The following is a 24194-nucleotide window of genomic DNA, read 5'->3' as shown; positions in this document are numbered from 1 at the left end:
GTTGGAGGTCGATACTATGAAAAAACTAAACAAACTTAAAAAACTAGTGATTGCAACGGGAATGATTCTATCATTGTCAGCTTTTACATTAAACGGAACAAGTGAAGCGGCAACAACTAATCATAAAGTACAATCTGGTGAAACGTATTGGAAAATCGCCACTAAATTCGGTGTTCCTGTGAATAGTTTAATGAAAGCAAACAATGCTAAGAACAGTGCGCTTTATGTCGGTCAAAATCTAGTAATCCCTAATTCTACTGTTACAGCTGCTGAAAAGGATTTAATGGCACGTCTCGTTCGTGCTGAAGCAGTTGGCGAACCATATGCTGGAAAAGTAGCAGTAGCTACTGTTATCATGAATAGAGTAGCAAGTCCTGATTTCCCGAATTCGATTAGGGAAGTTATTTATCAAATCTCAAACGGGCACTATGCCTTTACACCTGTCCAAAATGGTCAAATTAATCAACCTGCCGATGCTGCATCAAAGCAAGCGGTGAATGAGGCATTAGCATTCAGAGGACAAGGGAATGGATCATTATTTTTCTATAATCCAAAAACATCTACAAGTCAGTGGATTACTTCACGTGAAGTAACAGTAACGATCGGTAACCACCGTTTTGCAAAATAAGCTTCGCTGACATTATAGCTTTTTCAAAAAATGAAACATTTAAACAAAAAAGCAGTGAATTCCAACAATTGGAATTTCGCTGCTTTTTTTGTTCTTATAGGAAAGAAACAAATTCCGCTGTTTTTGTCGCTTTTTTCAATTCTTTATTCAAATCTGAGTAGCTTATGCATTTTTACATAAGATTTATGCTTTTAAAGATGGGACATAGATGACAGAAAGTAGAGATGAAACGATTTAAGCAGTGAAAGGGAATAAATTTAAATTTGGTATGAAAATTGCAACGATTTTAAATAATTAGAATTCAAATTTATATGAGAGGAGGAACAACAACAAATAAGTATGATTCAAGTGATAAATGAAATGTAAGTGCTTTCGATGGGATGCGGATTACCGAATACGGTGACAAAAAGGAGAGTTGATTAAATTGGAGAATACCACTCTTAAGCGTTCACTTGGACTCTGGGCAATTGTGATGCTTGGATTAGGCTATATGACACCAACGATTGTGTTTGATACATTTGGGATTGTGTCTAAAGAAACAAATGGTGTTGTGCCGCTTGCGTACCTGGCTGCTTTGGTTGTGATGCTGTTTACGGCAATTAGTTATGGAAAAATGGTACAGGTATTTCCAAGCGCAGGATCGGCCTATACGTATACACGAGAGACGATGAGCCCGCATCTCGGATTCATCGTTGGCTGGGCAGCCCTGCTTGATTATATTTTACTGCCGATGGTAAATGCCCTGATTATTCGTATTTATATGGTTTCGGTCTTCCCGGATGTTCCGGCATGGATTTGGGTGGTCGTATATGTTGCCAGCGTCACAGCTATTAATGCCTGGAGCATGGGGAAAACATCGAGTTTAAACTCGCTGCTTGTTATTTTTGAAATTGTCTTAATTGCGGCCTTTATTGTGCTTGCATTTTTACAGCTTTCCAAGGGCATGGGCCAAGGAACCATTTTCACAACGGAACCGCTTTTCCACTCAAACATTCAGCTTGGGGCTATTTTGACAGGGGCAACAGTGGTTTGTTTCTCGTTTATCGGATTTGATGCGGTCACCATGTATGCGGAGGAAGCCGTTGATCAAAAAACGCTGCCAAAGGCGATTATGTTAACTGTCTTTATCGGCGGTGGTATCTTTTTCGTTTGCAGTTATTTCGCACAAGCCTTATTTCCAGATATCTCAGGCTTTATAGTAACAGATGACTCCCTGCCGGAAATTGGAATGTTTGTCGGCGGCACGGTTTTCAAACTGATTTTCCTTTCCGGTGCTTTTGCTGCAACAGTCGCTTCCGGACTAGCGTCACATGCGAGCGTATCACGGCTTTTGTATGTAATGGGCCGAAATGGCGTCCTGCCAAAAAAGGCCTTCGGTTATGTTCATCCCAAATTCCGAACCCCAGTTTTCAATGTCATTCTCGTTGGCGTAGTTTCTCTGCTTGCCATCGCGCCAAGCCTTGAGTTAATTTCTTCTTTCATTAACTTCGGCGCCTTGATTGCATTTACATTCGTTAATCTGTCCGTCATTGCCCACTTCGTCTTCCGTTTAAAAAGATACAAAACGGCAAAGGATATTTTCTCCTATCTGATCATGCCGATCCTAGGTGCCGGTTTAACAGGAGTTTTGTGGTATAACTTACAAGCGGATGCCCTCATCGGAGGGATTGTTTGGATTGTCATTGGTGTCATCTATATGGTTTTCCAAACAAAATTCTTTAAAATCAAAATTGCCGATTTAAATATTGATGACGCTGAGAGAACTTCTTCACTCTAATCAGACTAGGCCGTTTCAGGAACAATACTAAATTGGGGGTGAGCTTGATGTGTTTTGGCGTGGTCCTCAGCCCGTGCTATGGGAGGGTGGAAAGCATTTCCGTAAAGTGTGAGTCAAGATTTTATGAGTGGGAATCATTGTTTGCGATAAAGACAAAATCCGGCAATTTGGAAATGATTCAAACTAGAGTGAGCGGGGAAATAGAATCCCTGGAAGTTCAAGAGGGTGATGATGTTATTCCAGGAATGGTACTTGCGTATATAAAAGAAGATCTGTTTGTTACCGGAAGTGATTAATGGCTAGAAAAAGAAGAGAAGATGCGGGTTCCCTCACATCTTCTCTTCTTTTTCTACAATATTATTTTAACAATTCTGAATCAAATGGTAGTATTAGAATAGCAAGGTTGTAGGGGGGAAGGTAACGATGTTTTCCGTGGCAAAAGAAAAGCTGAAGCCCATTATTTCAGTGGCTATTGACGAAAGTGAAGAAGTTTTGCGTTCGACCTTAAGTAACCTTAAAGAACCGTTTTTATTTTTAAAAAAGGATCATCATTTATTTGCCTATGTGATAATCGGGAAGCTGGAAAAAGAGGCTTCAACGGTTGAACTCCTGCTTGAACATGCCAAACCACTCGAAAGTATCTGTCATCTGAGCGATCATATTTCCTTACCTGTTTTATTTCAAATCATCGGCGAACCGTTTGCGATTATTAAGGGTGAGGATGGAAGACCTTCAGGTTACATTCGGAGAGAGGACGTCCTGGCAGAGCTGTTTAAACAGGAAAATAAAAGTGTCGACTTGCTAAAAATTATCCTGACCTCGATTCCCATGGGGATTTTTATTTTAGATAAAGAAAAACGAATCATTAATTGCAATGATGCTGGTTTAAAAATGATTAAATCGACTGCCGAAAAGGTGCTGAATTTTCCTGCAGAAACTATTTTTAGCGCCTCACACATTAATAAAGTATTTTCAACAGGAAAGACGCTTCTCAACCATCTTGAAATCACCAACGAAATGGGCGTACTTGTCGACTATAGCCCGATTCTGAACTATAACAACGAAGTCGATGGAATCATTATCGTTGTCCAAGACTTGCCAATGGTTGAGGAAATGGCGATGGAAATTGAATACATTAAAGATTTAAATAAGGACTTAAATGCGATTCTATCCAGTATTTATGATGAAATTCTTGTTGTGAATGCGAAAGGAGAGTTGATCCGATACAGCGAAAATATCATTCAAGATTTTTGGAATGTCGATTTAAAAGAGCTGATTGGAAAAAACATCCTTGAGCTTGAAGACCGCGGCCTCTTTACTCCATCTGTCACAAGGCTTGTCATCGCAAAAAAGAAAAAGGTGTCCGTTGTCCAGGAAACACTTAATGGCAGAAAAATTTTGGCTGTAGGCAATCCTGTTTTTAATGAAAAAAATGAACTGGACCGGATTATCGTTGCTTCACGTGATATTACGGAAACAACGCGGCTAAAAAGCGAACTGCAGGAAATGCGCAAAATATCGGAACAATATAAGAAGGAATTAGATGATTTTAAGAGCAAGGATCGTTTTTTGAAAAAGTTAATTTATTGCAGTCCAAAAATGGAAAAGATCATGAACCAAGTAAAGAAAATTGCTGATTTTTCCTCAACCGTCCTGCTCCATGGGGAATCCGGGGTCGGAAAAGAAGTCATTGCCCAAGCGATTCACCAATTAGGAAAGCGTTCCCAAAACCCGTTTCTTAAATTAAACTGCGGGGCGATTCCGGAAAACTTGCTTGAAAGTGAGCTGTTCGGCTATGCGAAGGGCGCTTTTACGGGTGCCGACAAAAATGGAAAAGAGGGTTATTTCAAACAGGCTGATGGCGGTATTCTGTTTCTTGATGAAATCGGTGAGATGCCTGTCCACCTGCAGGTAAAATTACTACGTGTGTTGCAGGAGCAGGAGGTCATCCCTGTTGGGAGCACAACCCCGATGAAGGTTAATGTGCAAATTATCACTGCTACCAATAAAAACTTAGCGAAAATGGTGGAGGAAGGAAGATTCCGCGAGGATTTATACTATCGCTTAAATGTCATTCCGATACATATACCCGCACTAAGGGAGCGGACGGAGGACATTTCCCTGCTGGCCTTCCATTTCCTCCAGCAGCTGAATGAAAAATACGATCGGAACTATCATTTAACGCCGGATGCCATTAATGTACTTGAATTTTATTCATGGCCAGGGAACGTACGGGAACTGCAAAACATTATTGAACGATTAGTCGTGACAGCTGATCATCAGGCCATTGACGCAGAGTTCGTCAGTCAATTTTTGTCATTAGGTTATGAACATACAAAAATGAAACCGGTCATTACCCGTGTGATTCCCTTGCAGGATGCGATTGATCATGTCGAGGAACAGCTGATCATTATGGCAATGAACCAATACAAAACAACAACCAAAGCGGCAAAAGCACTAGGAATCAGCCAATCCTCCGTCAGCAGGAAATATCAAAAAATAGTGACCGAGAAAAATAGTAAACTTGAAAACGTAACTACCCTTTAACAGAAAGCTGATTCAGATGATTTTGTCTGGATCAGTTTTTTTATGCACCGAGAAATATGGTTATGCAAAATTGAATAGTTCTTTTTGCAACAGATGCTATATTGCTAGGGTTTATGTGTTGGCACACTTCTTGCAATATTAGTTAGTGAGGGTGAATAAAGGAGGAATTGAAAATGGTCGAGGTCAAAAACCGAGTTGGCAGCCTAAAAATGTTTATTGATGGTAAGTGGAAGGATGCTGAAAATCAAGAAACACGCCCAGTGTTAAATCCCGCAAATGGAGAAGTGATTTCCTATGCCCCCGAAGGTACGGTCTCTGATGCCCGTGCAGCCATTTTTGCGGCACGTAAAGCATTCGAAGCAGGAGTTTGGTCCGGTATTTCCACTCAGGAAAGAGCGTCCTATTTATTTAAAATCGCCGACAAAATTGATGAATATGCTGATGAGTTAACCGAACTTGAAACGATGGATAACGGGAAGCCGTTACGGGAAGCTGGTTTCGATGTCGCAGATGCGGCCGCCTGCTTCCGTTATTATGCAGGACTGATTACGAAACCTGACGGTCAGACATACCATGTCGCCGATCCGATGCAGGCCATGGTCGTCCGCGAGCCTGTTGGTGTTTGCGGCTTAATTGTTCCGTGGAACTATCCGTTGTTAATGAGTGTTTGGAAAATCGCCCCTGCCTTAGCTGCAGGAAACACGATTGTCTTTAAACCATCAGAAGTTACACCTGTTACACCGAAAAAGCTGTTTGAAATTTTTGAAGAGGTTGGTTTGCCAAAAGGGGTCGCCAATATGGTGATGGGTGCTGGTCCTGTGGTTGGAAATGAAATCGCTTCCCATCCTGAGGTGGACATGGTTTCGTTTACCGGTGGAACGAAAACAGGAAAGCATATCATGAAAACGGCTGCCGACACGATGAAAAAAGTATCGCTCGAATTGGGCGGCAAATCACCGAATATTATTTTTGCTGACGCGGACTTTGAAACCGCTGTTGATTATGCCTTGTTTGGCATTTATGCCGGTTCCGGTCAAGTATGTTCAGCCGGGTCGAGGATTTTAGTTGAAGAAAGTATTTATGATCAATTTATTGAACGATTTGTTGAGAGGGCAAAGAAAATTCAGGTTGGGCAGGGAAATGATCCCTCCACTGAAATGGGCCCGCTTGTAAGCGAACAGCATTTGGAAAAAGTACTTCACTATATCGAACATGGAAAACAAGAAGGTGCCACGATTGCTTGCGGTGGAAATCGCATCGTTCGTGATGGTTTGGAAAAGGGTTATTTTGTCGAACCAACTGTTTTCGTTGATGTAAAGCAAGAGATGAAAATCGTCCAAGAAGAAATATTCGGACCGGTTGTCGTTATTCAAAAATTTAAGGATGAAGAAGAAGCTCTTAAGCTGGCAAATGGAACCGTTTACGGATTGGCCGGTGCGGTGTTCACGAAAGACGGTGCCAAGGGATTGCGGGTGATAAAAAAGCTGCGTGCCGGGATAACCTGGTTGAATTCTTATCATCCTACTTATAATGAAGCACCATGGGGCGGCTATAAACAAAGCGGGATTGGCCGCAGTCTCGGAACATTTGGCCTAGAGGAATTCCAAGAAATTAAACAAATTAACATTAATTTGCAGGTTGAGCCGGTCGGCTGGTTTTCAAACTAATACAAGAGGAGGAAGACAAATTATGAGTATCGATATAAAAAATAAGCAAAATCAACATGTGAGTGAATATATTAATAAGGTTCTAGGTTTAATAGAAAAAGAGAATATTAATCAAGCAGAAGCAGAATGGATTACAAAGGAAACGGTGGATGGCTTCCGCGAACACGTAAATCCGGGATTCCTGGAATACCGTAAAACCGTTACAGAAGGCGGTCAATTTGCGGCAGTCGAATGGTCTGATAACGGTTCTTGTTTTAAGGATGTAAATGGCAAAGAGTATATTGACTGTCTTGGCGGCTTCGGTATTTATAATGTCGGTCACCGCAATCCGAAGGTGGTAAAAGCGGTAACTGATCAATTAAAGCGTCAGGCCCTTCATAGCCAGGATTTACTTGACCCGCTCCGTGCGATGCTGGCTAAAATTTTAGCTGATATTACCCCGGGTGACTTAAAATATGCCTTTTTTACAAACAGCGGGACAGAAAGTGTTGAGGCTGCACTTAAACTAGCAAAAATGTACAGCGAGCGGTCAACATTCATTTCAACTACTCGTGCCTTCCATGGAAAAAGCTTAGGTTCCTTGTCCGGTACGGCAAAAGGTATGTTCCGAAAACCATTCCTGCCGTTGATTCCGGGATTCCGTCATGTACCATTCGGCGATATCGACATGATGCGGAAAACGTTTGAGGTATGTGCTTCCGTTGGTGAAGATGTGGCAGCGGTAATTTTAGAACCTATTCAAGGTGAAGGAGGAATTATCCTTCCGCCAGAGGGGTATTTAAAACAAGTTCGCGAGCTTTGTGACCAATACGGATCCTTGTTGATTTTTGACGAAGTGCAAACGGGTATGGGACGGACTGGAAAAATGTTCGCTGCTGAATTGTTTGATGTCGTGCCGGATATTATCTGTCTTGCCAAAGCATTTGGCGGCGGCGTCATGCCTGCTGGGGCAATTGTTGCAAAAAAAGAGGTATTTAAGAGCTGGTTCCCGAATCCATTTATGCACACGACTACCTTCGGCGGGAATCCGCTAGCCTGTGCCGCTGCGATCGCAACGATTGGTGTATTAATTGAAGAAAACTTACCGGAGAGAGCCGGGGAAGTCGGGGCCTATTTCCTTGAGGAATTGAAGAAGGCTTCTAAAGGTCATGAAGATAAAGTGCAGGAAATTAGAGGCCAAGGCTTGATGATTGGCATCGAATTTCATCAAGATGATATCGGGTATGAAGTGTCAAAGGGCATGTTTGACCGCGGTGTGCTAGTCGCAGGTACATTGATAAACTCGAAGACGATTCGCATCGAGCCAGCGCTGACGATTCGCTATGAAGAGGTCGATCAAGTGGTCAGGACATTTAAAGAGGTAATAGAGCAGGTGAAAGCGTAGTTATCATACTGGGGGGAGAGGAATTGGCCGGGAAGGCGGACATTTCGGGATTGAAGAGTTTTTAGAGGTGAAGTATATCTCCATTGGATTGGATTTACTATAATTTTTGAGAAAGTAACTGCCTCGTTCGCTTCATCCTCCATCCCGAGGAGAAATCGCGAATAAAAGCCAGTGAAACAATTCAGTGCCTTGATTTGTCATTGATTGTTTTTGCTGGCTTTTTTCCTATTACATCCCTCTTTACGGAGGATTACTCAATTTTAATAGAAACCTTAGGAGAAAGGAGGAAGTCCAGTGTCAGGCCCGCTCCATGGAATAAAAGTAATCGATTTATCCCGCGTGTTAGCTGGCCCATATTGCACAATGATGTTAGGCGATATGGGGGCAGAGGTGATCAAAATTGAAAGTGTCGATTCAGGGGATGAAACAAGAGGCTGGGGACCGCCATTTGTTGAAGGCGAGAGTGCTTACTACCTATGTGCAAATCGAAATAAACAGGGGATTACCTTAAACTTGAAATCCCCACAAGGTAAGGAAATTTTACAGAAGCTCCTAGTGGATGCAGATGTAGTCGTACAAAATTTTAAACCGGGAACACTTGAAAGACTAGGGTTCGGATATCAAGAATTGAAACAGATCAATGAAGATATTATTTTAGCCTCCATCAGCGGTTTCGGATCTTCCGAGGGTCCTTACGCCCATCTGCCAGGCTATGATTATATTATTCAAGCCATGTCAGGCTTAATGAGTATTACTGGTGAAAAAGAAGGACAGCCCGCGAAGGTTGGTGTCGCTATTGCGGATGTACTCACCGGACTTTTTACTTGTATCGGCATTTTAGGAGCTATCCAGCACCGGAATCGGACAGGGGTTGGGCAGGAAGTGGACATCTCCTTATTTGATTCCCAATTGGCAGCGCTGGTGAATGTCGCCAGCAATTACCTTTGTTCTGGTCAAATACCTGAACGGCTCGGCAATGCCCACCCCAATATTGTGCCATATCAGGTGTTTACCGCTAATGATGGTGATTTTATCATTGCCGTCGGAAATGATCATCAATATCAAAAACTAACCATTTTACTTGAAGAGCCATCCCTTTTAAACTATGAAAAAAACTCAGATCGGCTGCACGATAAGGAAGAACTAGTACGTATCATTGCCGCTAAAATAAAAACGAAATCAAGAGCAGAGTGGAAGCAATTGCTTGATGTTGCCGGAATTCCTAACGGACCAATCAATAATGTGAAAGAGGCATTGGATTCCGAGCAGGCACGTGTTAGAGAAATGGTAATCAGTGTTAAGCATCCCGTCATTTCGGATTTAAAGTTAGTCGGTTCACCATTAAAATTTTCACATTCACCCATCCACATCGATAAACATCCGCCGCTGCATGGGGAACACACGGAGGAAGTCCTGTTAAAGCTTGGGTTTTCACAACAGGAAATCGCTCGATTGAAACAACAAAACATTATTTAAGGAGGAAAAGATAATGGATTTTTCATTTACAGAAGAGCAAAAGAGTGTAAGAAAGGTAGTCAGAGCCTTCGTTGACCGTGAAATTATTCCATATATTAAGGAGTGGGATGAGAAAGGACATTTTGCCACAAATATTTTGCAACGCTTAGCTGATCTCCAGCTCATGGGAGTATGCATACCGGAGGAGTACGGCGGCGTCGGCATGGATTACAACACACTTGCGATTGTTTGTGAGGAGCTTGAACGCGGGGATACTGCCTTCCGCACGGCTGTTTCAGTTCATACAGGATTAAACAGCATGACGCTATTGCAGTGGGGAACAGAGGAGCAGAAACAAAAATATCTCGTTCCACAGGCTGCAGGTAAAAAGGTCGGTGCCTTTGGACTGACAGAACCGAATGCCGGTTCGGATGTGGCCGCAATGGAGACAAAGGCTGTAAAGGACGGAGACAGCTATATTTTAAATGGATCAAAAACCTGGATTTCCCTATGTGATGTGGCCGACCATTTTTTGATTTTTGCCAAAACAGATCCGAAGGCTGGTCACCGGGGTATTTCCTGCTTCATCGTCGAACGGACACTTGCAGGCTTCACCTCCAAGGCGATAAAAGGAAAACTTGGCATCCGCGCAGGCAATACGGGAGAAGTATTTTTGGATAATGTTAGAGTGCCTGCAGCGAATTTGCTGGGGTATGAAGGAGAGGGCTTTAAAATTGCGATGTCCGCTCTCGATAATGGCCGTTTCACTGTAGCAGCAGGAGCTTGTGGTACAATCATGGCCTCGCTCGAAGCAAGTGTTAACTACTGTGAAGAACGAAAAACATTTGGCAAGGAAATCGGCAGACATCAGCTCGTTCAGCAAATGATCGCAAAAATGTCAGCCAATCTTGAAATTTCGCGGTTACTCGTTTTTAAAGCCGGCTGGTTAAAAAATAATGGCAAACGCAATACAAAGGAAACTTCCTTAGCAAAATGGATCTCCTGCGATGCTGCCCTTGAGGCAGCCAATGATGCCGTCCAAATTCATGGCGCTTATGGATTCTCGAATGAATTCCCAGTTGAGCGTTATTTACGAAATGCCAAAGCGCCAGTTATTTATGAGGGGACAAGAGAAATTCATACGATTATGCAGGGGGAATATGCCCTTGGCATTCGCGAGGACAAACCGCTTCGAAAAATGCTGCCTGCCTGGCCATTTGAAGAAAGCTTAATAAAAGGGCAGGTGCAGTCATGACCAACTTAAATACCTATTTCCTCGCGGGTCACTCCCGCCTGCCGCAGGGGATGGCGGCCCAAAGTGTGTTCGATTCCTTGACCATAACGGTTGAGGTGGATAAAAAATACGGCGTCATTATTGAATCCTCCTGTACGCTGGCTACCGCCCACGGAAAAGCCTACGTCCAGCAAATTTTAAGAGGCCACAGCCTTCAGGACGGAATAGATGATATTTTAGAGGCCATAAGAGAAGGTTATCGTGGAAAAGCGGTTAATGCCCTAATCGCTGCTGTTAAAGATTTATATGGGCAATACGAAAATCCTAGGGGATAAAAGGATAACGCTAAGGAAAAGTAGAAGATACTTCAAAACCATACCTTCGCTGTGTTACGATAGCGTAATAAAGCAGATTCAGGAAAGTGGGTATGAATGTGATTAAAACTATTTTATTTGATGTAGATGGAGTCCTATTAAGCGAAGAACATTATTTTGATGCGTCTGCCTTAACGGTTTGGGAGATGCTGATCAGCGATAATTATTTAGCGCTGAATCCAGTTAATTTTAAAACGGACTACAGTGAAAAGGAAATAAAGGAAATAAGAGAGCATGTATTCCGGAACGATCAGGTCCTCAAATTTATGAAATCCCGGGGTTTAAATGCCAACTGGGACATGATCTACTTATCATTTAGCCATCAACTTATACACCTATTATCACAAATTAAGGATCAGGAGTTTGAAAAAATCACCAAATGGTGTCAGGCACCCATTAATCGTGAATCTCTGCTAGAGATGGGAACGGTTTTAAGTAATTACAAGGTGGAAATGGATTTTGCTTTATTCCTTGAGGATTTTTCGAAGTCAGAAGCAATGAAGCAGGAATTGCTCAGCCACTTAAATGTGCTGGCAGGGGAGAAGTTAGGGGTAGAAACGTCTATTTTCTTGAAGGGTGAGCTGTGGTCGATCTGTGAGCATGTTTCACAGGAATGGTATGTGGGTGATGAACATGTCCTTAAGTCCACCGGAAGACCTTCTGTACAAACCGGCAAAAATGGCTTCCTTGCAAATGAAACCACATTAGCGCCAAGAGAAGAGATTGCAGACATGTTTCAATTCCTTTCTAGCTCAGGATACACAATTGGGATCGGAACTGGCCGGCCGGCACTTGAAACAATCCAGCCTTTTCAGCATTTGGATTGGCTGAAGAATTTTGATGAGAATCGAATTGTAACAGCAGATGAGGTGTTAGCAGCTGAGAAGGAGCTGCCAGAATGGAAATCTTTATCGAAGCCGCATCCGTATACATACGTTATGGGGCTTAAAGGGAAGGGAGCATCGGTACAGGAATGTCTGAATACCAAGGTTCCCATTGAAAACGGTGAGGAAGTTCTAGTGGTCGGAGACTCTTTAGCAGACCTATTAGCGGCAAGACAACTAGGCTGTCAGTTTGCCGCTGTATTAACAGGTCTCTCTGGAAAAGATGCTAGAAGCGAATTTGAACAGCATGAGGCAGATTATATCCTTGATTCCGTTTTGGAACTTAAGGGCATTCTATAAAATAATGGAAAAAGGGCTATGCAATAAATAACATGCAAGCCCTCTTTCTTTATAAAAAACTATAAACTATCCACTTTCTCTTGCTGCATCCGCCCAGGTTCAATCGAATCAACATTGGATAACTCCAGTAATTGTGCCTCATCTAATCCATCAATTAAAACCAGCTCACGAATTACCTCGGTACCCAAGGCTTTATCAAGTGTTAACACCATGATCGCTTCCCCGCCGACTTCTGTTCGGCCAACCTGCATCGTCCCGATATTGATTCCATAGTCTCCCAATAATGAGCCCACCCTGCCAATCATCCCGGGCACGTCACGGTGCTTAATATATAATAGGAACTTCTCCGGTTTTACATCAATTCGGTATTGGTTTATTTTTAAAATCCTTGCACCATACCCGTTTAGGACGGTTGCGCCAATCTTTGCTGTTTCCAATCCATTTGAGACAGAAAGCTCCATATAATTCGCAAAGCCTTTATTTGAGGCGTTTTTCACGACATTATAGGAAACGCCCTGTTCCTTCAACAGATGGAGTGCGTTTATTAGATTGACAGAATCGCTTAAATGATAGGAAAGGATGCCTTTTAAGAGAGTGCGAGTCAGCAATTCCGTATCTTCATCAATTAAATCGCCGTAGTAATTGATTTCGATTTTAGCAGGTGCCTGCTTGTTTAATAATTGAATCACGAGCTGTCCCATTTGATCCCCGAGCAGTAAGTAGGGTTGAAGCTTTGCCTGAGTTTCTCCGGACATTTGCGGCATATTAACTGCGTTTTGGATCGATTGCGATTCAAAAATCTCAATAATTTCTGCACTTACTTCTTGTGCTACCTTTTCCTGGGCTTCGACAGTGGAGGCACCAAGATGCGGTGTGACGATGATGTTTGGATTTTGCAGTAATTCTAAATCGGCAACCGGTTCTTTTTCAAACACATCCAGTGCCGCACCTGCTACATGACCGGCTTGAATTGCCCGTACTAAAGCTTTCTCGTCGATGACCCCGCCGCGAGCGCAGTTTACAAAGCGGACCCCTTTTTTGGTTTTGCTTAAGTAGTCGTCATTAATCAATCCTCTTGTATCATTTGTTAAAGGAGTATGAATGGTTATAAAATCGGATTCCCTGGCAATTAAATCAAGGCTTGCCTTTGTCATTCCCAGTTTCTTCGCCCGATCTTCCGTTAGATACGGATCAAACCCTAAAATATTCATGCCAAAGCTCTTCGCCCGCTTTGCCACTTCTGTACCAATTTTCCCCATGCCAATGACACCAAGCGTTTTTTTATACAATTCCACTCCTTTAAACGAATTGCGGTCCCATTCACCGGCAGCCGTTTTTTGATGGGCCTGAGGAATTTTTCGAGCTAATGACAGCATCATTGCTAATGTATGTTCTGTAGCGGCAATCGTATTTGCCCCTGGAGCATTAATGACGATGATTCCTTTTCGTGTTGCGGCATTGACATCAATGTTATCAACTCCGACACCTGCCCGGGCAATAACCCGCAGCCGGTCTGCAGCGAGGAGCAGGTCTTCGGTTACTTTTGTTTGGCTTCTCACAATCAACGCATCATAATCGCCAATAATCTTTTTTAACTCCTCAGTTGGCAATGTAGGCTGTCTTTCTACAACAAAATGGGGATGCTCAATAAGACTTACCAATCCTGTGCTGCTAATTCCATCGGTTACAAGTACTTTATACATGCTTCATCCAGCCTCCTCAGCTTTTTTCCTAAATACCCATGATTCCTAACTACGTTTATGCGATCACAACCTGAGCAAAACCTGTGTGTCTCGTTTTGGGGAATTTCTCCTTTCTCCTAAAAATAGAAAACGCCCCTCATAACAGACTAAGTGTCATGTTATAAGGGACGTGAATGAACGTGGTGCCACCCTCTTTTGCTGCTGAAAAAATAAAAGCAGCCTCAACAATGTAACGGTTTTTACCGGGCATACCTACTTAAAAGTTCAGCAGCCAGTTCAGAAGGGCTGGGCTTTCTAAGAAATTGCACCGGTTCGCAGCGTCCACCGGCTCTCTGAGGCGTTTTCTTAATGCCGTCTTCATCATCACTTTTAGAAAATATGAATGTATAAATTTCGACCTTGATTAATGTCCAACTACAGCGCGCTTGCGCATTTCGATAAATCTGATTTGAAAGAAATTTCAAATAGTTGTAGAATATAGGGACTATTCTACAACTATTTCTTTAGGATTGTAAAGGTATAAAGTGAAAAAACTTTTCTTTTTTATTCTGAAAAATTTTAGTTCAAATGAACAATCCAATGATAGTGCGGTAGTAAGCGATTTCACGGAAATATTCAGAAATAAATCTATTGTAAAAAAATAAAGAGAGTCATATAATGTCTACAACAGAAAAACATTTGTGTGCTGTGAGCGGACACTTTGCAGGGGGGATATTCATGAAAGCAATCTCGATTGGATTATTAGGTTTAGGCACTGTTGGATCAGGTGTAGTTAAAATTATTGAAAATCATCAAGATCAATTAATCCACCAAGTAGGCTGCCCAGTTGTTGTCAAGAAGATTCTCGTTCAGGACGTACATAAAAGCAGACCGGTTGAAGTGGACACAAAGAGTTTAACATCCAATCCTGATGAGATCCTGTATGATAAGGAAATTGATGTAGTCATTGAGGTAATGGGCGGGGTACATGATACAAAGGATTATTTAATTACGGCTTTACGTCAAGGAAAGCATGTTGTAACGGCCAATAAGGATTTGATGGCCCTGCACGGTTCCGAGTTGTTAACGGTTGCCTCTGAACATGGCTGTGATCTGTTCTATGAAGCTAGTGTGGCCGGAGGGATTCCTATTTTACGGGGTCTTGTCGATGGATTGGCATCTGATCGGATTACACAAATGATGGGAATTGTTAATGGTACAACCAATTATATTTTAACGAAGATGAGTGATGAAGGACGTTCTTATAATGAAGTCTTGAAAGAAGCCCAGGAGCTTGGCTTTGCAGAATCCGACCCAACTGCCGATGTAGAAGGCCTTGATGCAGCTCGAAAAATGACGATTCTCGCTACATTAGGTTTTTCGATGCATATTGATTTGGAGGATGTCAAGGTAAGCGGTATTTCAAGTATCACGGAAGAAGATTTACGCTATGGGAAACAATTAGGCTATACGATGAAATTAATCGGCTATGCCCATCGTGAGGGAGAAAAGGTCGAGGTAAGTGTAGCTCCTACATTCCTATCCAATAATCATCCGCTTGCTTCTGTCCAGAATGAATACAATGCGGTATACGTATATGGCGAAGCGGTTGGCGAAACGATGTTTTATGGGCCTGGTGCAGGAAGTCTGCCGACAGCCACTGCTGTTGTGTCAGACCTTGTTGGTGTCATTAAAAATTACCGCCTTGGTGTAAACGGAAGAAGTGCTGTCACACCGCAATATCCAAAGCAGTTGAAAGATAACGAGGAAAAGTTCTCTAAGTATTTCCTGCGGATTCATGTCCAGGATGAGGTTGGCGTATTTGCAGACATTACCGCTATTTTTGCCAAATACGGGGTAAGTTTTGAAAAAATCCTGCAATTGCCAATTAAGAAAAACGAGACATCAGAAATTGTGTTAGTCACACATAAAGCTTCAGAAACCAATTATGATAAAATTTTACTAGAATTATATGATTTGAGCGCAGTAAAAGAAGTAAAAAGTGCATATAGAGTGGTGAGGAAATCATGATGAGATGGCCAGGATTATTAGAAGCATATAAAGAATTTTTACCGATTAATCAAGAAACACCTAAACTTACATTAAACGAAGGAAATACACCTTTAATCAAGTTAGAAAGACTCTCTCAGGAATGGGGCGTTGAGCTGTATGTAAAAGTGGAGGGGGCCAACCCAACTGGATCTTTCAAGGACAGAGGCATGGTCATGGCTGTTGCCAAAGCAGTAGAGGAAGGCAGCAAAACCGTCATCTGCGCTTCAACAGGAAATACATCGGCTGCAGCAGCGGCGTATGCGGCACGTGCAGGTATTAATTGTATCGTCGTCATTCCAGAAGGAAAAATTGCGATGGGAAAACTGGCGCAAGCAATGATGTATGGCGCAGAAATTATCTCGATTGAAGGGAACTTTGACGAAGCATTAAAAATGGTTCGAAATATTAGCAAGGTCGAACCAATTGCACTCGTTAATTCAGTCAATCCCTATCGACTTGAAGGCCAAAAAACAGCGGCATTTGAAGTGTGTGACCAGCTTGGGGCTGCCCCTGAAATCTTAGCGATTCCAGTGGGGAATGCCGGAAATATCAGCGCCTATTGGAAAGGATTTAAAGAATATAACGATCATAAAGAAACAGGACTCCCAAGAATGTTTGGCTTCGAAGCAGCTGGTGCTGCCGCTCTTGTTCATAATCGTGTTTTTGAACATCCGGAAACAATCGCAACAGCGATTCGGATTGGAAACCCGGCAAGCTGGGATTTAGCTGTGAATGCCGTTGAGGAATCACGCGGCCAATTTGATGAAGTAAGTGATGAAGAAATCGTTGCCGCTTATAAAAAATTAGCTGCAACAGAAGGCGTTTTTGCAGAGCCTGCTTCTTGCGCATCGATTGCCGGCGTATATAAGAGTATCCAAAATGGAAAAATACGGGAAGGTACGAAGATTGTCGCTGTCCTAACAGGGAATGGATTAAAGGATCCTGATACTGCCATTAACAGCAGTCTTGTTACGCCAGTCCAATTACCAAACGATGAAAAGGCTGTCGCAGATCATATTCGAGGGGTTGTCCGCGGATGACGCAACATGACCGCTTTATGATTAAAGTACCTGCGAGTACAGCGAATCTTGGGCCGGGATTTGATTCGATGGGTCTTGCCCTTAATCTGTATTTGACGTTAGAAATTGAGAAACATACTCAGTGGGAATGCTCTTCACCATGTGAGGAATTGAAGGATTTTCCAACCGATGAAAGTCATTTTATTTGTCAAGTTGCCATTAAGACAGCGGCCAATTATGGAGTGGACTTGCCCCCTTGTAAAATTAAAGTTACAAGTGATATCCCGCTAGCCCGGGGGCTTGGCTCAAGTGCAGCAGCCATTGTGGCAGGAATTGAACTTGCCGATGCTGTCGGCGGCTTGCACCTGACTAAGGAGGAAAAGCTTCTTCATGCGACAACGTGGGAGGGTCATCCGGACAATGTCGGTGCCTCCCTTTACGGAGGGCTTGTGATTGGGTGTTACGAGCAAAATGAGGTCGATATGCTGTCATTTACGAGTCTTCCTCTTGAACTGGTGGTTGTCGTACCGCATGAAATTTTGTTGACTAAGGAATCGCGTGATGTTTTGCCATCCAGTTATTCCCGGCAAGAGGCCGTCCAAGCTTCCTCCACAGCTAATCTTCTGATTGCGGCGCTTTTAAGTCATAATTGGACATTGGCTGGAAAAATGATGGAACAGGACCACTTCCACCAGCCATATCGAAAACCGCTCATAGCTTCTTACCAAGAGATTGAAAAAAAGGCTAAGATGAATGGAGCATTTGGTGTGGCATTGAGCGGTGCGGGGCCAACGGTTATTTGCTTTGCGGAGAAAGGCAAAGGGCAGAAGCTGGCACAGGCCCTTGATAATGAATTTACAGATATGACTGTAAAAAGCCTATCGATCGATTATGATGGCAGCTGTGTAAATGAAATAGAGAATTTTGTAAAATAAACAGGGCAGCGGCAGCTGCCCTTTATTTTTTTAATAGATATTGCTCAAATTCTTCTTTACTTAATGGTTTACTAAATAAATATCCTTGCATTTGAACACAGTTTCTCGATAGTAAAAACTCCTTCTGAAACTCCTCTTCAACGCCTTCGGCAATGACGTTGAGATGGAGACTGCGGGCGAGATTAATAATCGCTTCCGGAATCTCTGAATTTCCATAATCCTTATCAATATTCTGGATGAAGGATTTATCAATTTTTAAAGTATTAATCGGCAAATCCTTTAAATAGCTTAAGGAAGAGTACCCGGTTCCAAAATCATCGATAGAAACGGAAATGCCTATTTGTTGTAAGGTTTCGAGCGAGCTTACAATTTCAGCTGAATTATTTAAAAGAATACTTTCAGTAATTTCGATTTCCAAATACTCCGGCAGCAGCTTGCTTTTTGAAAGAATCTCCTTGACGTGTTGGACCATACTAGATGGTTCCTGAAATTGACGGGCCGAGAAATTGACTGAAATAGATAATGGATGGGAACGTTTCGAATTCCATTTGCTAACCTGCTGGCAGGCGAGCTTCATCACATGCTCCCATAATGGCTGAATGAGCCCCGTATCTTCCGCAATCGGGATGAATACCTCGGGTGAAACAAATCCAAATTCTTCATCCGTCCATCTTACCAGTGCTTCAGCACCTAAAATAGCACCGGATTTCACATTTATTTTCGGTTGATAGAATACTTCGATTTTTTCATTTTCAATGGCATTCCTTAAGCGGGCTTCTATTCTTGGTCTGTTAATATTGGACTGATTTAATTTATCAGAATAAACGGTCACCTTATTACCGCCGGCTTTTTTAGCAGCATACATGGCCAAGTCAGAATAAATGATAAGTGTATCGATATTTTGGGTATGATCGGGATAAAGACTAATACCGCAGCTTGCACTAAGATAAATTTCTTTGTCATTTAAGGAATAGGGCTTTTTAAGATGATTGACTAAACCTTCAGCGGCTTCTATCGTTTCTGTGAAGGTAGAGTTTTTCAATAATATGATAAATTCGTCACCTCCCTGCCTTGTAATGATTGTGTTGACATCGTCAGGGAAACAATCCTTGATTCGCTGGGAAACCACTTTAAGAATCTCATCGCCTTTATTATGTCCTAAAGAATCATTCACCTGTTTAAATCGGTCCATATCAATGAACAATACAGATACCTTTTCACCTGCTTTATCTGCCTGCTCAACGAATAAAAGTAATTTTTCCTGAAAATATCGCCGGTTTAACAAGCCTGTCAATGGATCGTGATATGCCTGATATTCAATTAGTTCTCTGCTCTGATTTAAGTCTTCAACATAACTGCGTAATCGATTCGACATCGCATTGACGTTTTTGGTCAGAAGACCCAATTCGTCTTTACGCCTTAGTTCCAAGTTTTTGCCGAAGTTTCCTTGTGCAATTTCATTCACTTGCTCAACGATATAGCCAATCGGCCGGGTAATCGAGCGGGAGAAAAGAAAACTAATGATTAAGACGATTATCATAATCATAATCGAAAGGAGAATATGTACTTTTAACTCGTGAACAAGTTCGGCATGAATAAGCCCATAATTATAAACAAGTCCAATAACGAATGGCTGGTCATTTTTTGAATAAACAGGTACGAATGTTTTCATAATCATTTTGTCATTAATTGTGTCCCTGTACGATTCCATTTGTTTCGTTTGGATGGCCTTTTTGATTAACCGCGCATCAGTTGTATAGTTTCGAAAAGCATATGTTCCATACCAAATCGGCTGTGCGGAGATTCGGATATATTTATTTCCGTTTAAATGGACAACTTCATCCTTTTTTCCAAAGTTTTTTGGATTGAAGACGGTTAATTCCAAAATCCCTTCTTCCTTCGTAAAGTCTTGGATGATTTTAGACGGGCCAAAACGCTTTTCATATTCTGTTATTTTATCTCGAAAATAGGGATTGATGATATAATTTGTCGACCCATCAAAATAATAGCCCCATTTATCAATATGATCTGGATTAGAAGAAGCGACCTCAATCGGGCCAGACCAATAATAGGGGAGGGTAATCCCTTTTCCGACAGAAACGGGTTCTAAGGAAAACAGCTGCTGATAGGCATCGTACCAATAGCCCCAGCCTTTCGTGCCCATGCCAATTTCATGTGGGTCAGAGGATTTAACCCCGACAATATCATCACTTGTTTTAGCTAATAGGGTAATATGAGAGACACCGGTTTCTTTTGCCAAGGCAACCAGCTGTTCGTTCGTAATATCTTGATAGCGAGCCGGAAGTGCCTGTTTTATGGCCAATGAGGCTGTTCGTAAATCCCTTCCAAGAATGTCTTCTACATACAAACTGCTATTTTTCGTATTTTTTACTTGGAAAGATACTTCCTTGACAATCATCGTGACTACTTTTTCGTTATAATCAAGAAGCTGATTTTTTGAACGAAAATAGTGAAAAGCATTATTGGTTAATAGAATAAGAAAAACCAATAGGCAAAAAATCAACGGAATCTTCTTTTTGATTGACAATGGCGCAACACCCCAATTTGTTTCTTCCCTATCTATTTTTTTCAAGAATATCGATTTTATTACAGAGAAAAAATTCTCCGAATGATTAGTAATATGGTAAAATAGTGTAAATATTAAGAAAATTGGGGAGGGAGGATGAATTGAAGCTGCCAATTATTCAAACCAAGCTGCGGATTCCAGTAGTAAAGGATGATTTTATCAGGAGGGCAAAGCTCTCACGGAAAATGAAGAAGATACCTGACTATCCGTTGACAATTATGCACTCGGGAGCAGGTTTTGGAAAAAGTACGGCACTTGCCTTATTTATGACAGATGAAAAAATCCTAGGCTGTTGGTATTCCCTTACCTCGATGGATGATGATATCCTTCCTTTTCTCACCTATATCGTCCATTCCATTCGCCGCGTCAATCCTACGTTTGGAACGGAATTAACTGCTTATATGGAGACAATGGACCGCTATATTCGTGAAGAAGAACTTAGCGTCCTTTGTTCCCTTTTTATTAATGAAATCCTCACAATCGATTCGGACATTACGCTTATTTTGGATGATTTTCATCAAATTGAACATTCCTATACTATCAATAGCTGGATGGAAAAATTGCTTGAACACATCCCGCCCAATCTCCATTTGATCATTTCAAGCCGGAGCCGCCCTGCCTGGAAGTATTTGACGAAAATGAAAGCCTGCGGGCAACTGTTAGAGTTATCGCGAGAAGACTTGGTCCTTACATTGGAGGAAATGGAACTGCTGCTAACCGATCTTTATGGTTTAGAAATGGAGCCTGTTCATTTACAGACGATTTTTGAGATGACAGAAGGATGGGTCATCGCGATCTGTATGATTGCCCAGCAGATTCCATTAAAAAAGGATCTTTCCGATCTTTTTGAGCATTCCTCCCACTCTCTGCAGGATTTTTTTCAGTATCTCGTAATGGAGGTTTTTTCAAAACAGCCGCCCATCATTCAACAGTTCCTTGAGCAAACTTCCATATTTGATGTAATAGAGGAAGAAATGTGTGCCGACGTTATAGGGCTCCAGGGTGCCTCAGCAATGCTTGAGCAAATGAAGGACCGCAATTTATTTATCCAAAGGATTGGGGTAAGCCACTACCGTTATCACGCCTTATTTAAAGATTTCCTTGAAAGCATGTTTCAAAAAAATGACCCTGGACATTATGCAGCACTCCACGAAAGATGTGCCCGTTTTTATGAAAAAAGGCAATTATGGGAGGAAGCGCTTTATCATTATAAAAAAATTCATCACCATCAAGCGATTGCTTCGATCTTACAGGAGAATGGCTTAAGGATGCTGGAAAGCGGCAAGCTGGAAAGTCTCTATGATCAATTAACGATAATTCCTGAAGTGGAGCTGGAGTCGTACTACCACCTTTGGTATGTAAAAGCAGAAATTCACCGCTACCGTTCCCAATACCAAGAGGCCGAGGAGTGCTATGAAAAGTCCTTTATGGGCGCGAAGAAAAAGAAAGATGAACTTGGGATGAGTATGGCACTAGAAGGGAAAGCAAAGATTTATTTAGATACCATTCAGCCGCATCTTGCTGAACGGCTTTTATACGAGGCGATTGCCTATAGGGAAAGGTGTAAGAGCACGGATGAAGAAAAGGGTCTACTCTATTCCTTGCTATCTGAAAATCTATTAAACTCAGGAAAGGCATCGGAAGCTGAAAAATGGATTCAAAAAACGAAGGCTGTAAATTCAGATGGGAATTTAGAAGCAAGATTGTATATGCGAACCGGCCGATTTGAGGAAGCGAAAAAAATTCTTTATAAAGAAAAGGGAAAGGATTCCATAGTCAGCACTCTGCCCCAAGCCCACCGTGAAACGGACTTATTACTTTCACTAATCGAAGCTTTTACGGGTGAAGGTGTAAAGGCGAAGGAGCTTGCACAGCAGGGGATTCAACAAGGAATAAGCATTAAAGCACCGTTCGTAGAGGCCTGCGGCTGGATCCGTATGGGTCACGCCGTGCAAATATTAAATAAATATGAATCCCACTTAGCTGAAAACTGCTATCATACGGCATTGGAACTGATGGAGCAGCTTGGTGTCAACAGAGGGAAGGCTGAGCCGTTAATGGGTCTTTGTATTTTATACGGAATAAGGGGGGAACTGGAACGGGCTTTGGCTGTCGGCAAAAAGGCGCTGGAGGAGACAGAAAAGGTACACGACGTCTGGCTGTCAGCTTTAATCACCCTTTGCATGGGGATTACCTGTATATATAATGAGCGGCTCCCAAAAGCACGGGTATATTTGGAGAAAGCAGACTCCCTCTTCCTGGGGTGCGAGGATAGCTTTGGGCAAATGCTCAGCAAATTTTGGCTGTCTGATCTCTATCATCTTGAAAAAAAGCAGGATCTTTTTAAGGAAACAATCGATAAGTGCTTAACGCTTGTGCAAATACATGACTATGAATTCTTTTTTCATCACCGGTCCGTCTTCGGTCCAAGGGATTTGCAAGGGTTTGTGCCATTGTTGCTAGAGTGTTTGCGAGAGAATATTCAGAAACCGTTTGCCGGGAAACTCTTAGAAGATCTAGGGGTTACAACGTTTGACGCCCATCCAGGGTACTCGATACGAGTGCAAACCCTTGGTCAATTCCGCCTTTGGCTTGGGGAGAGGGACGTAGGGGATAAGGATTGGCAGAGGGAAAAAGCGAAAGAATTGTTCCAACTGCTGATTACCGTGAGTGAACCGATAGCTAAGGATGAAATCATGCAAATCCTATGGCCCTATCAGGACAAGAAGAATGCTGACCGTGATTTCAAGGTGGCCTTAAACAGCCTTCAGCATGTATTAGAACCCATGCGCAAAGCAAGAGCGGCCCCCTTTTTTATCATCCGTGACGGGATGTTTTACGGATTAAATCCCAATGCAGTGATAGAGGTGGATACCTCTCATTTTCAGTCGCTGATTCAGCAGGGCTTACATGAAAGCGGGGACGAAAAGGTGATGTATTTCCTTGAGCGAGGATTGACGCTGTATCAAGGAGACTATCTCCCTGACCGCCGTTACGATGATTGGTGCATAAGCAAAAGAGAGAGCCTGCTTGTATATTTTCTGCGCGGTGCTGAAAAAATGGCACAGCTAATGGTACGCCGCGAAAACTACGAAGAGGCAATTCATTGGTGCGAAAAAATTCTCGAACGCGACCGCACATGGGAAGAGGCCTACCGCTTGTTGATGTATTGCTACTATCGAAAAAACAATCGCCCGCAAGCGATGAAATGGTATCAAAAATGTACGGAAGTATTAGAGAAAGAACTGGGGGTAACCCCGCTCGAACCGACAAAACATATGTACGAGATGATTATTGAATCGGAGAACATTGTTAATCCAATCCAGCAGCCTTAATGCAGGGCTGTTTTTTTATATATAATTTTCTAGTTATTTGATAAAATTACTTTCTTGTATAACTAGGACCTATTTACTAGAATGAAACTATTAAATACTTATAATTTTCCCAACATGATGTGCTGATTTTACTGGTTATTTACCGTGGCATTACAAAATTCGTTTAGTATTTCTAAAGTTTATTCTAAACTTTTCCCAATCTAAATAGGATAAAAATTATATAAATTAAGTCTATTCTATTATATTGTTTAATTATTCCGATATTTTATTTTATACTTGACTGATTGAAAGGATGTGAAATGAAAAAAATAAAATTTGATGGAGTCCTTATTAC

Annotated in this window: 16 protein-coding genes and 1 other annotated feature; of the genes, 14 read left to right on the top strand and 2 right to left on the bottom strand. The window is 42.1% G+C overall.

Translation table 11 applies throughout. The annotated features are described in order from the left end of the window. Window positions 1–16 precede the first annotated feature (16 nt). From FAY30_RS19335 to FAY30_RS19290, 10 genes are all read left to right on the top strand, one after another. Window positions 17–628, top strand: a complete 612-nt coding sequence (locus FAY30_RS19335; protein WP_149871389.1) for a cell wall hydrolase — start codon at window positions 17–19, stop codon at window positions 626–628. Window positions 629–1052: 424 nt separating this feature from the next. Further along, window positions 1053–2405, top strand: a complete 1353-nt coding sequence (locus FAY30_RS19330) for an APC family permease (RefSeq protein WP_149871388.1) — start codon at window positions 1053–1055, stop codon at window positions 2403–2405. Window positions 2406–2452: 47 nt separating this feature from the next. Continuing rightward, the gene (locus FAY30_RS27950) at window positions 2453–2701 is read left to right on the top strand and encodes a biotin/lipoyl attachment domain-containing protein (protein WP_149871387.1); all 249 of its coding nucleotides are present in this window, start codon (window positions 2453–2455) and stop codon (window positions 2699–2701) included. Between the two features lie 127 nt (window positions 2702–2828). After that, window positions 2829–4952, top strand: coding sequence for a sigma 54-interacting transcriptional regulator (locus tag FAY30_RS19320; RefSeq protein WP_149871386.1), 2124 nt, complete (start codon window positions 2829–2831; stop codon window positions 4950–4952). 173 nt (window positions 4953–5125) lie between these two features. After that, window positions 5126–6619 carry an aldehyde dehydrogenase family protein gene (locus FAY30_RS19315; RefSeq protein ID WP_149871385.1) on the top strand — a complete coding sequence of 498 codons (1494 nt, stop codon included), beginning with the start codon at window positions 5126–5128 and terminating at the stop codon, window positions 6617–6619. A gap of 22 nt (window positions 6620–6641) precedes the next feature. After that, window positions 6642–8003 (top strand): putrescine aminotransferase, encoded by a 1362-nt coding sequence (locus FAY30_RS19310; RefSeq protein WP_149871384.1) that lies wholly within the window; start codon window positions 6642–6644, stop codon window positions 8001–8003. A gap of 294 nt (window positions 8004–8297) precedes the next feature. Beyond that, window positions 8298–9479, top strand: coding sequence for a CaiB/BaiF CoA transferase family protein (locus tag FAY30_RS19305; RefSeq protein ID WP_149871383.1), 1182 nt, complete (start codon window positions 8298–8300; stop codon window positions 9477–9479). Window positions 9480–9492: 13 nt separating this feature from the next. After that, window positions 9493–10713, top strand: coding sequence for an acyl-CoA dehydrogenase family protein (locus FAY30_RS19300; protein WP_149871382.1), 1221 nt, complete (start codon window positions 9493–9495; stop codon window positions 10711–10713). Next, window positions 10710–11027, top strand: a complete 318-nt coding sequence (locus FAY30_RS19295; RefSeq protein ID WP_149871381.1) for a DUF3870 domain-containing protein — start codon at window positions 10710–10712, stop codon at window positions 11025–11027. The genes FAY30_RS19300 and FAY30_RS19295 overlap by 4 nt, the downstream gene beginning before the upstream one ends. Before the next feature lie 98 nt (window positions 11028–11125). Continuing rightward, window positions 11126–12250: an HAD family hydrolase gene (locus FAY30_RS19290; RefSeq protein ID WP_149872781.1), complete on the top strand. Its 1125-nt coding sequence runs from the start codon at window positions 11126–11128 to the stop codon at window positions 12248–12250. Window positions 12251–12309: 59 nt separating this feature from the next. Here the strand turns inward: FAY30_RS19290 and serA are convergent, their stop codons facing one another. Beyond that, complete coding sequence (gene serA / locus FAY30_RS19285) at window positions 12310–13953, bottom strand: phosphoglycerate dehydrogenase (protein ID WP_149871380.1); 1644 nt, start codon at window positions 13951–13953, stop codon at window positions 12310–12312. 160 nt (window positions 13954–14113) lie between these two features. Continuing rightward, window positions 14114–14326 (bottom strand) — a binding site (T-box leader). Window positions 14327–14670: 344 nt separating this feature from the next. Here serA and FAY30_RS19280 point away from each other — a divergent pair. From FAY30_RS19280 to thrB, 3 genes are read left to right on the top strand one after another with little or no spacing between them, the layout of a single operon-like run. Next, on the top strand, window positions 14671–15963 hold the full coding sequence (locus FAY30_RS19280) for a homoserine dehydrogenase (RefSeq protein ID WP_149871379.1): 1293 nt from the start codon (window positions 14671–14673) through the stop codon (window positions 15961–15963). Next, entirely contained in the window at window positions 15963–17024 is a 1062-nt protein-coding gene (thrC, locus tag FAY30_RS19275) for a threonine synthase (RefSeq protein WP_149872780.1), read from the top strand. The genes FAY30_RS19280 and thrC overlap by 1 nt, the downstream gene beginning before the upstream one ends. Continuing rightward, window positions 17021–17938, top strand: coding sequence for a homoserine kinase (thrB, locus tag FAY30_RS19270; protein WP_149871378.1), 918 nt, complete (start codon window positions 17021–17023; stop codon window positions 17936–17938). The genes thrC and thrB overlap by 4 nt, the downstream gene beginning before the upstream one ends. A 22-nt stretch (window positions 17939–17960) precedes the next feature. Here thrB and FAY30_RS19265 read toward each other — a convergent pair whose 3' ends face one another. Beyond that, the gene (locus tag FAY30_RS19265) at window positions 17961–20486 is read right to left on the bottom strand and encodes a bifunctional diguanylate cyclase/phosphodiesterase (protein WP_149872779.1); all 2526 of its coding nucleotides are present in this window, start codon (window positions 20484–20486) and stop codon (window positions 17961–17963) included. 140 nt (window positions 20487–20626) lie between these two features. Here FAY30_RS19265 and FAY30_RS19260 point away from each other — a divergent pair, with 140 nt between their 5' ends. Further along, window positions 20627–23860, top strand: coding sequence for a winged helix-turn-helix domain-containing protein (locus FAY30_RS19260; protein ID WP_149871377.1), 3234 nt, complete (start codon window positions 20627–20629; stop codon window positions 23858–23860). The last annotated feature ends 334 nt before the right edge of the window (window positions 23861–24194 follow it).

The sequence above is a fragment of the Bacillus sp. S3 genome (genome assembly GCF_005154805.1).
Taxonomy (GTDB): Bacteria; Bacillota; Bacilli; order Bacillales; family Cytobacillaceae; genus Neobacillus.
Note: the sequence above shows the minus strand (reverse complement) of the source record. Positions and strands in the feature narration are given on the sequence as shown.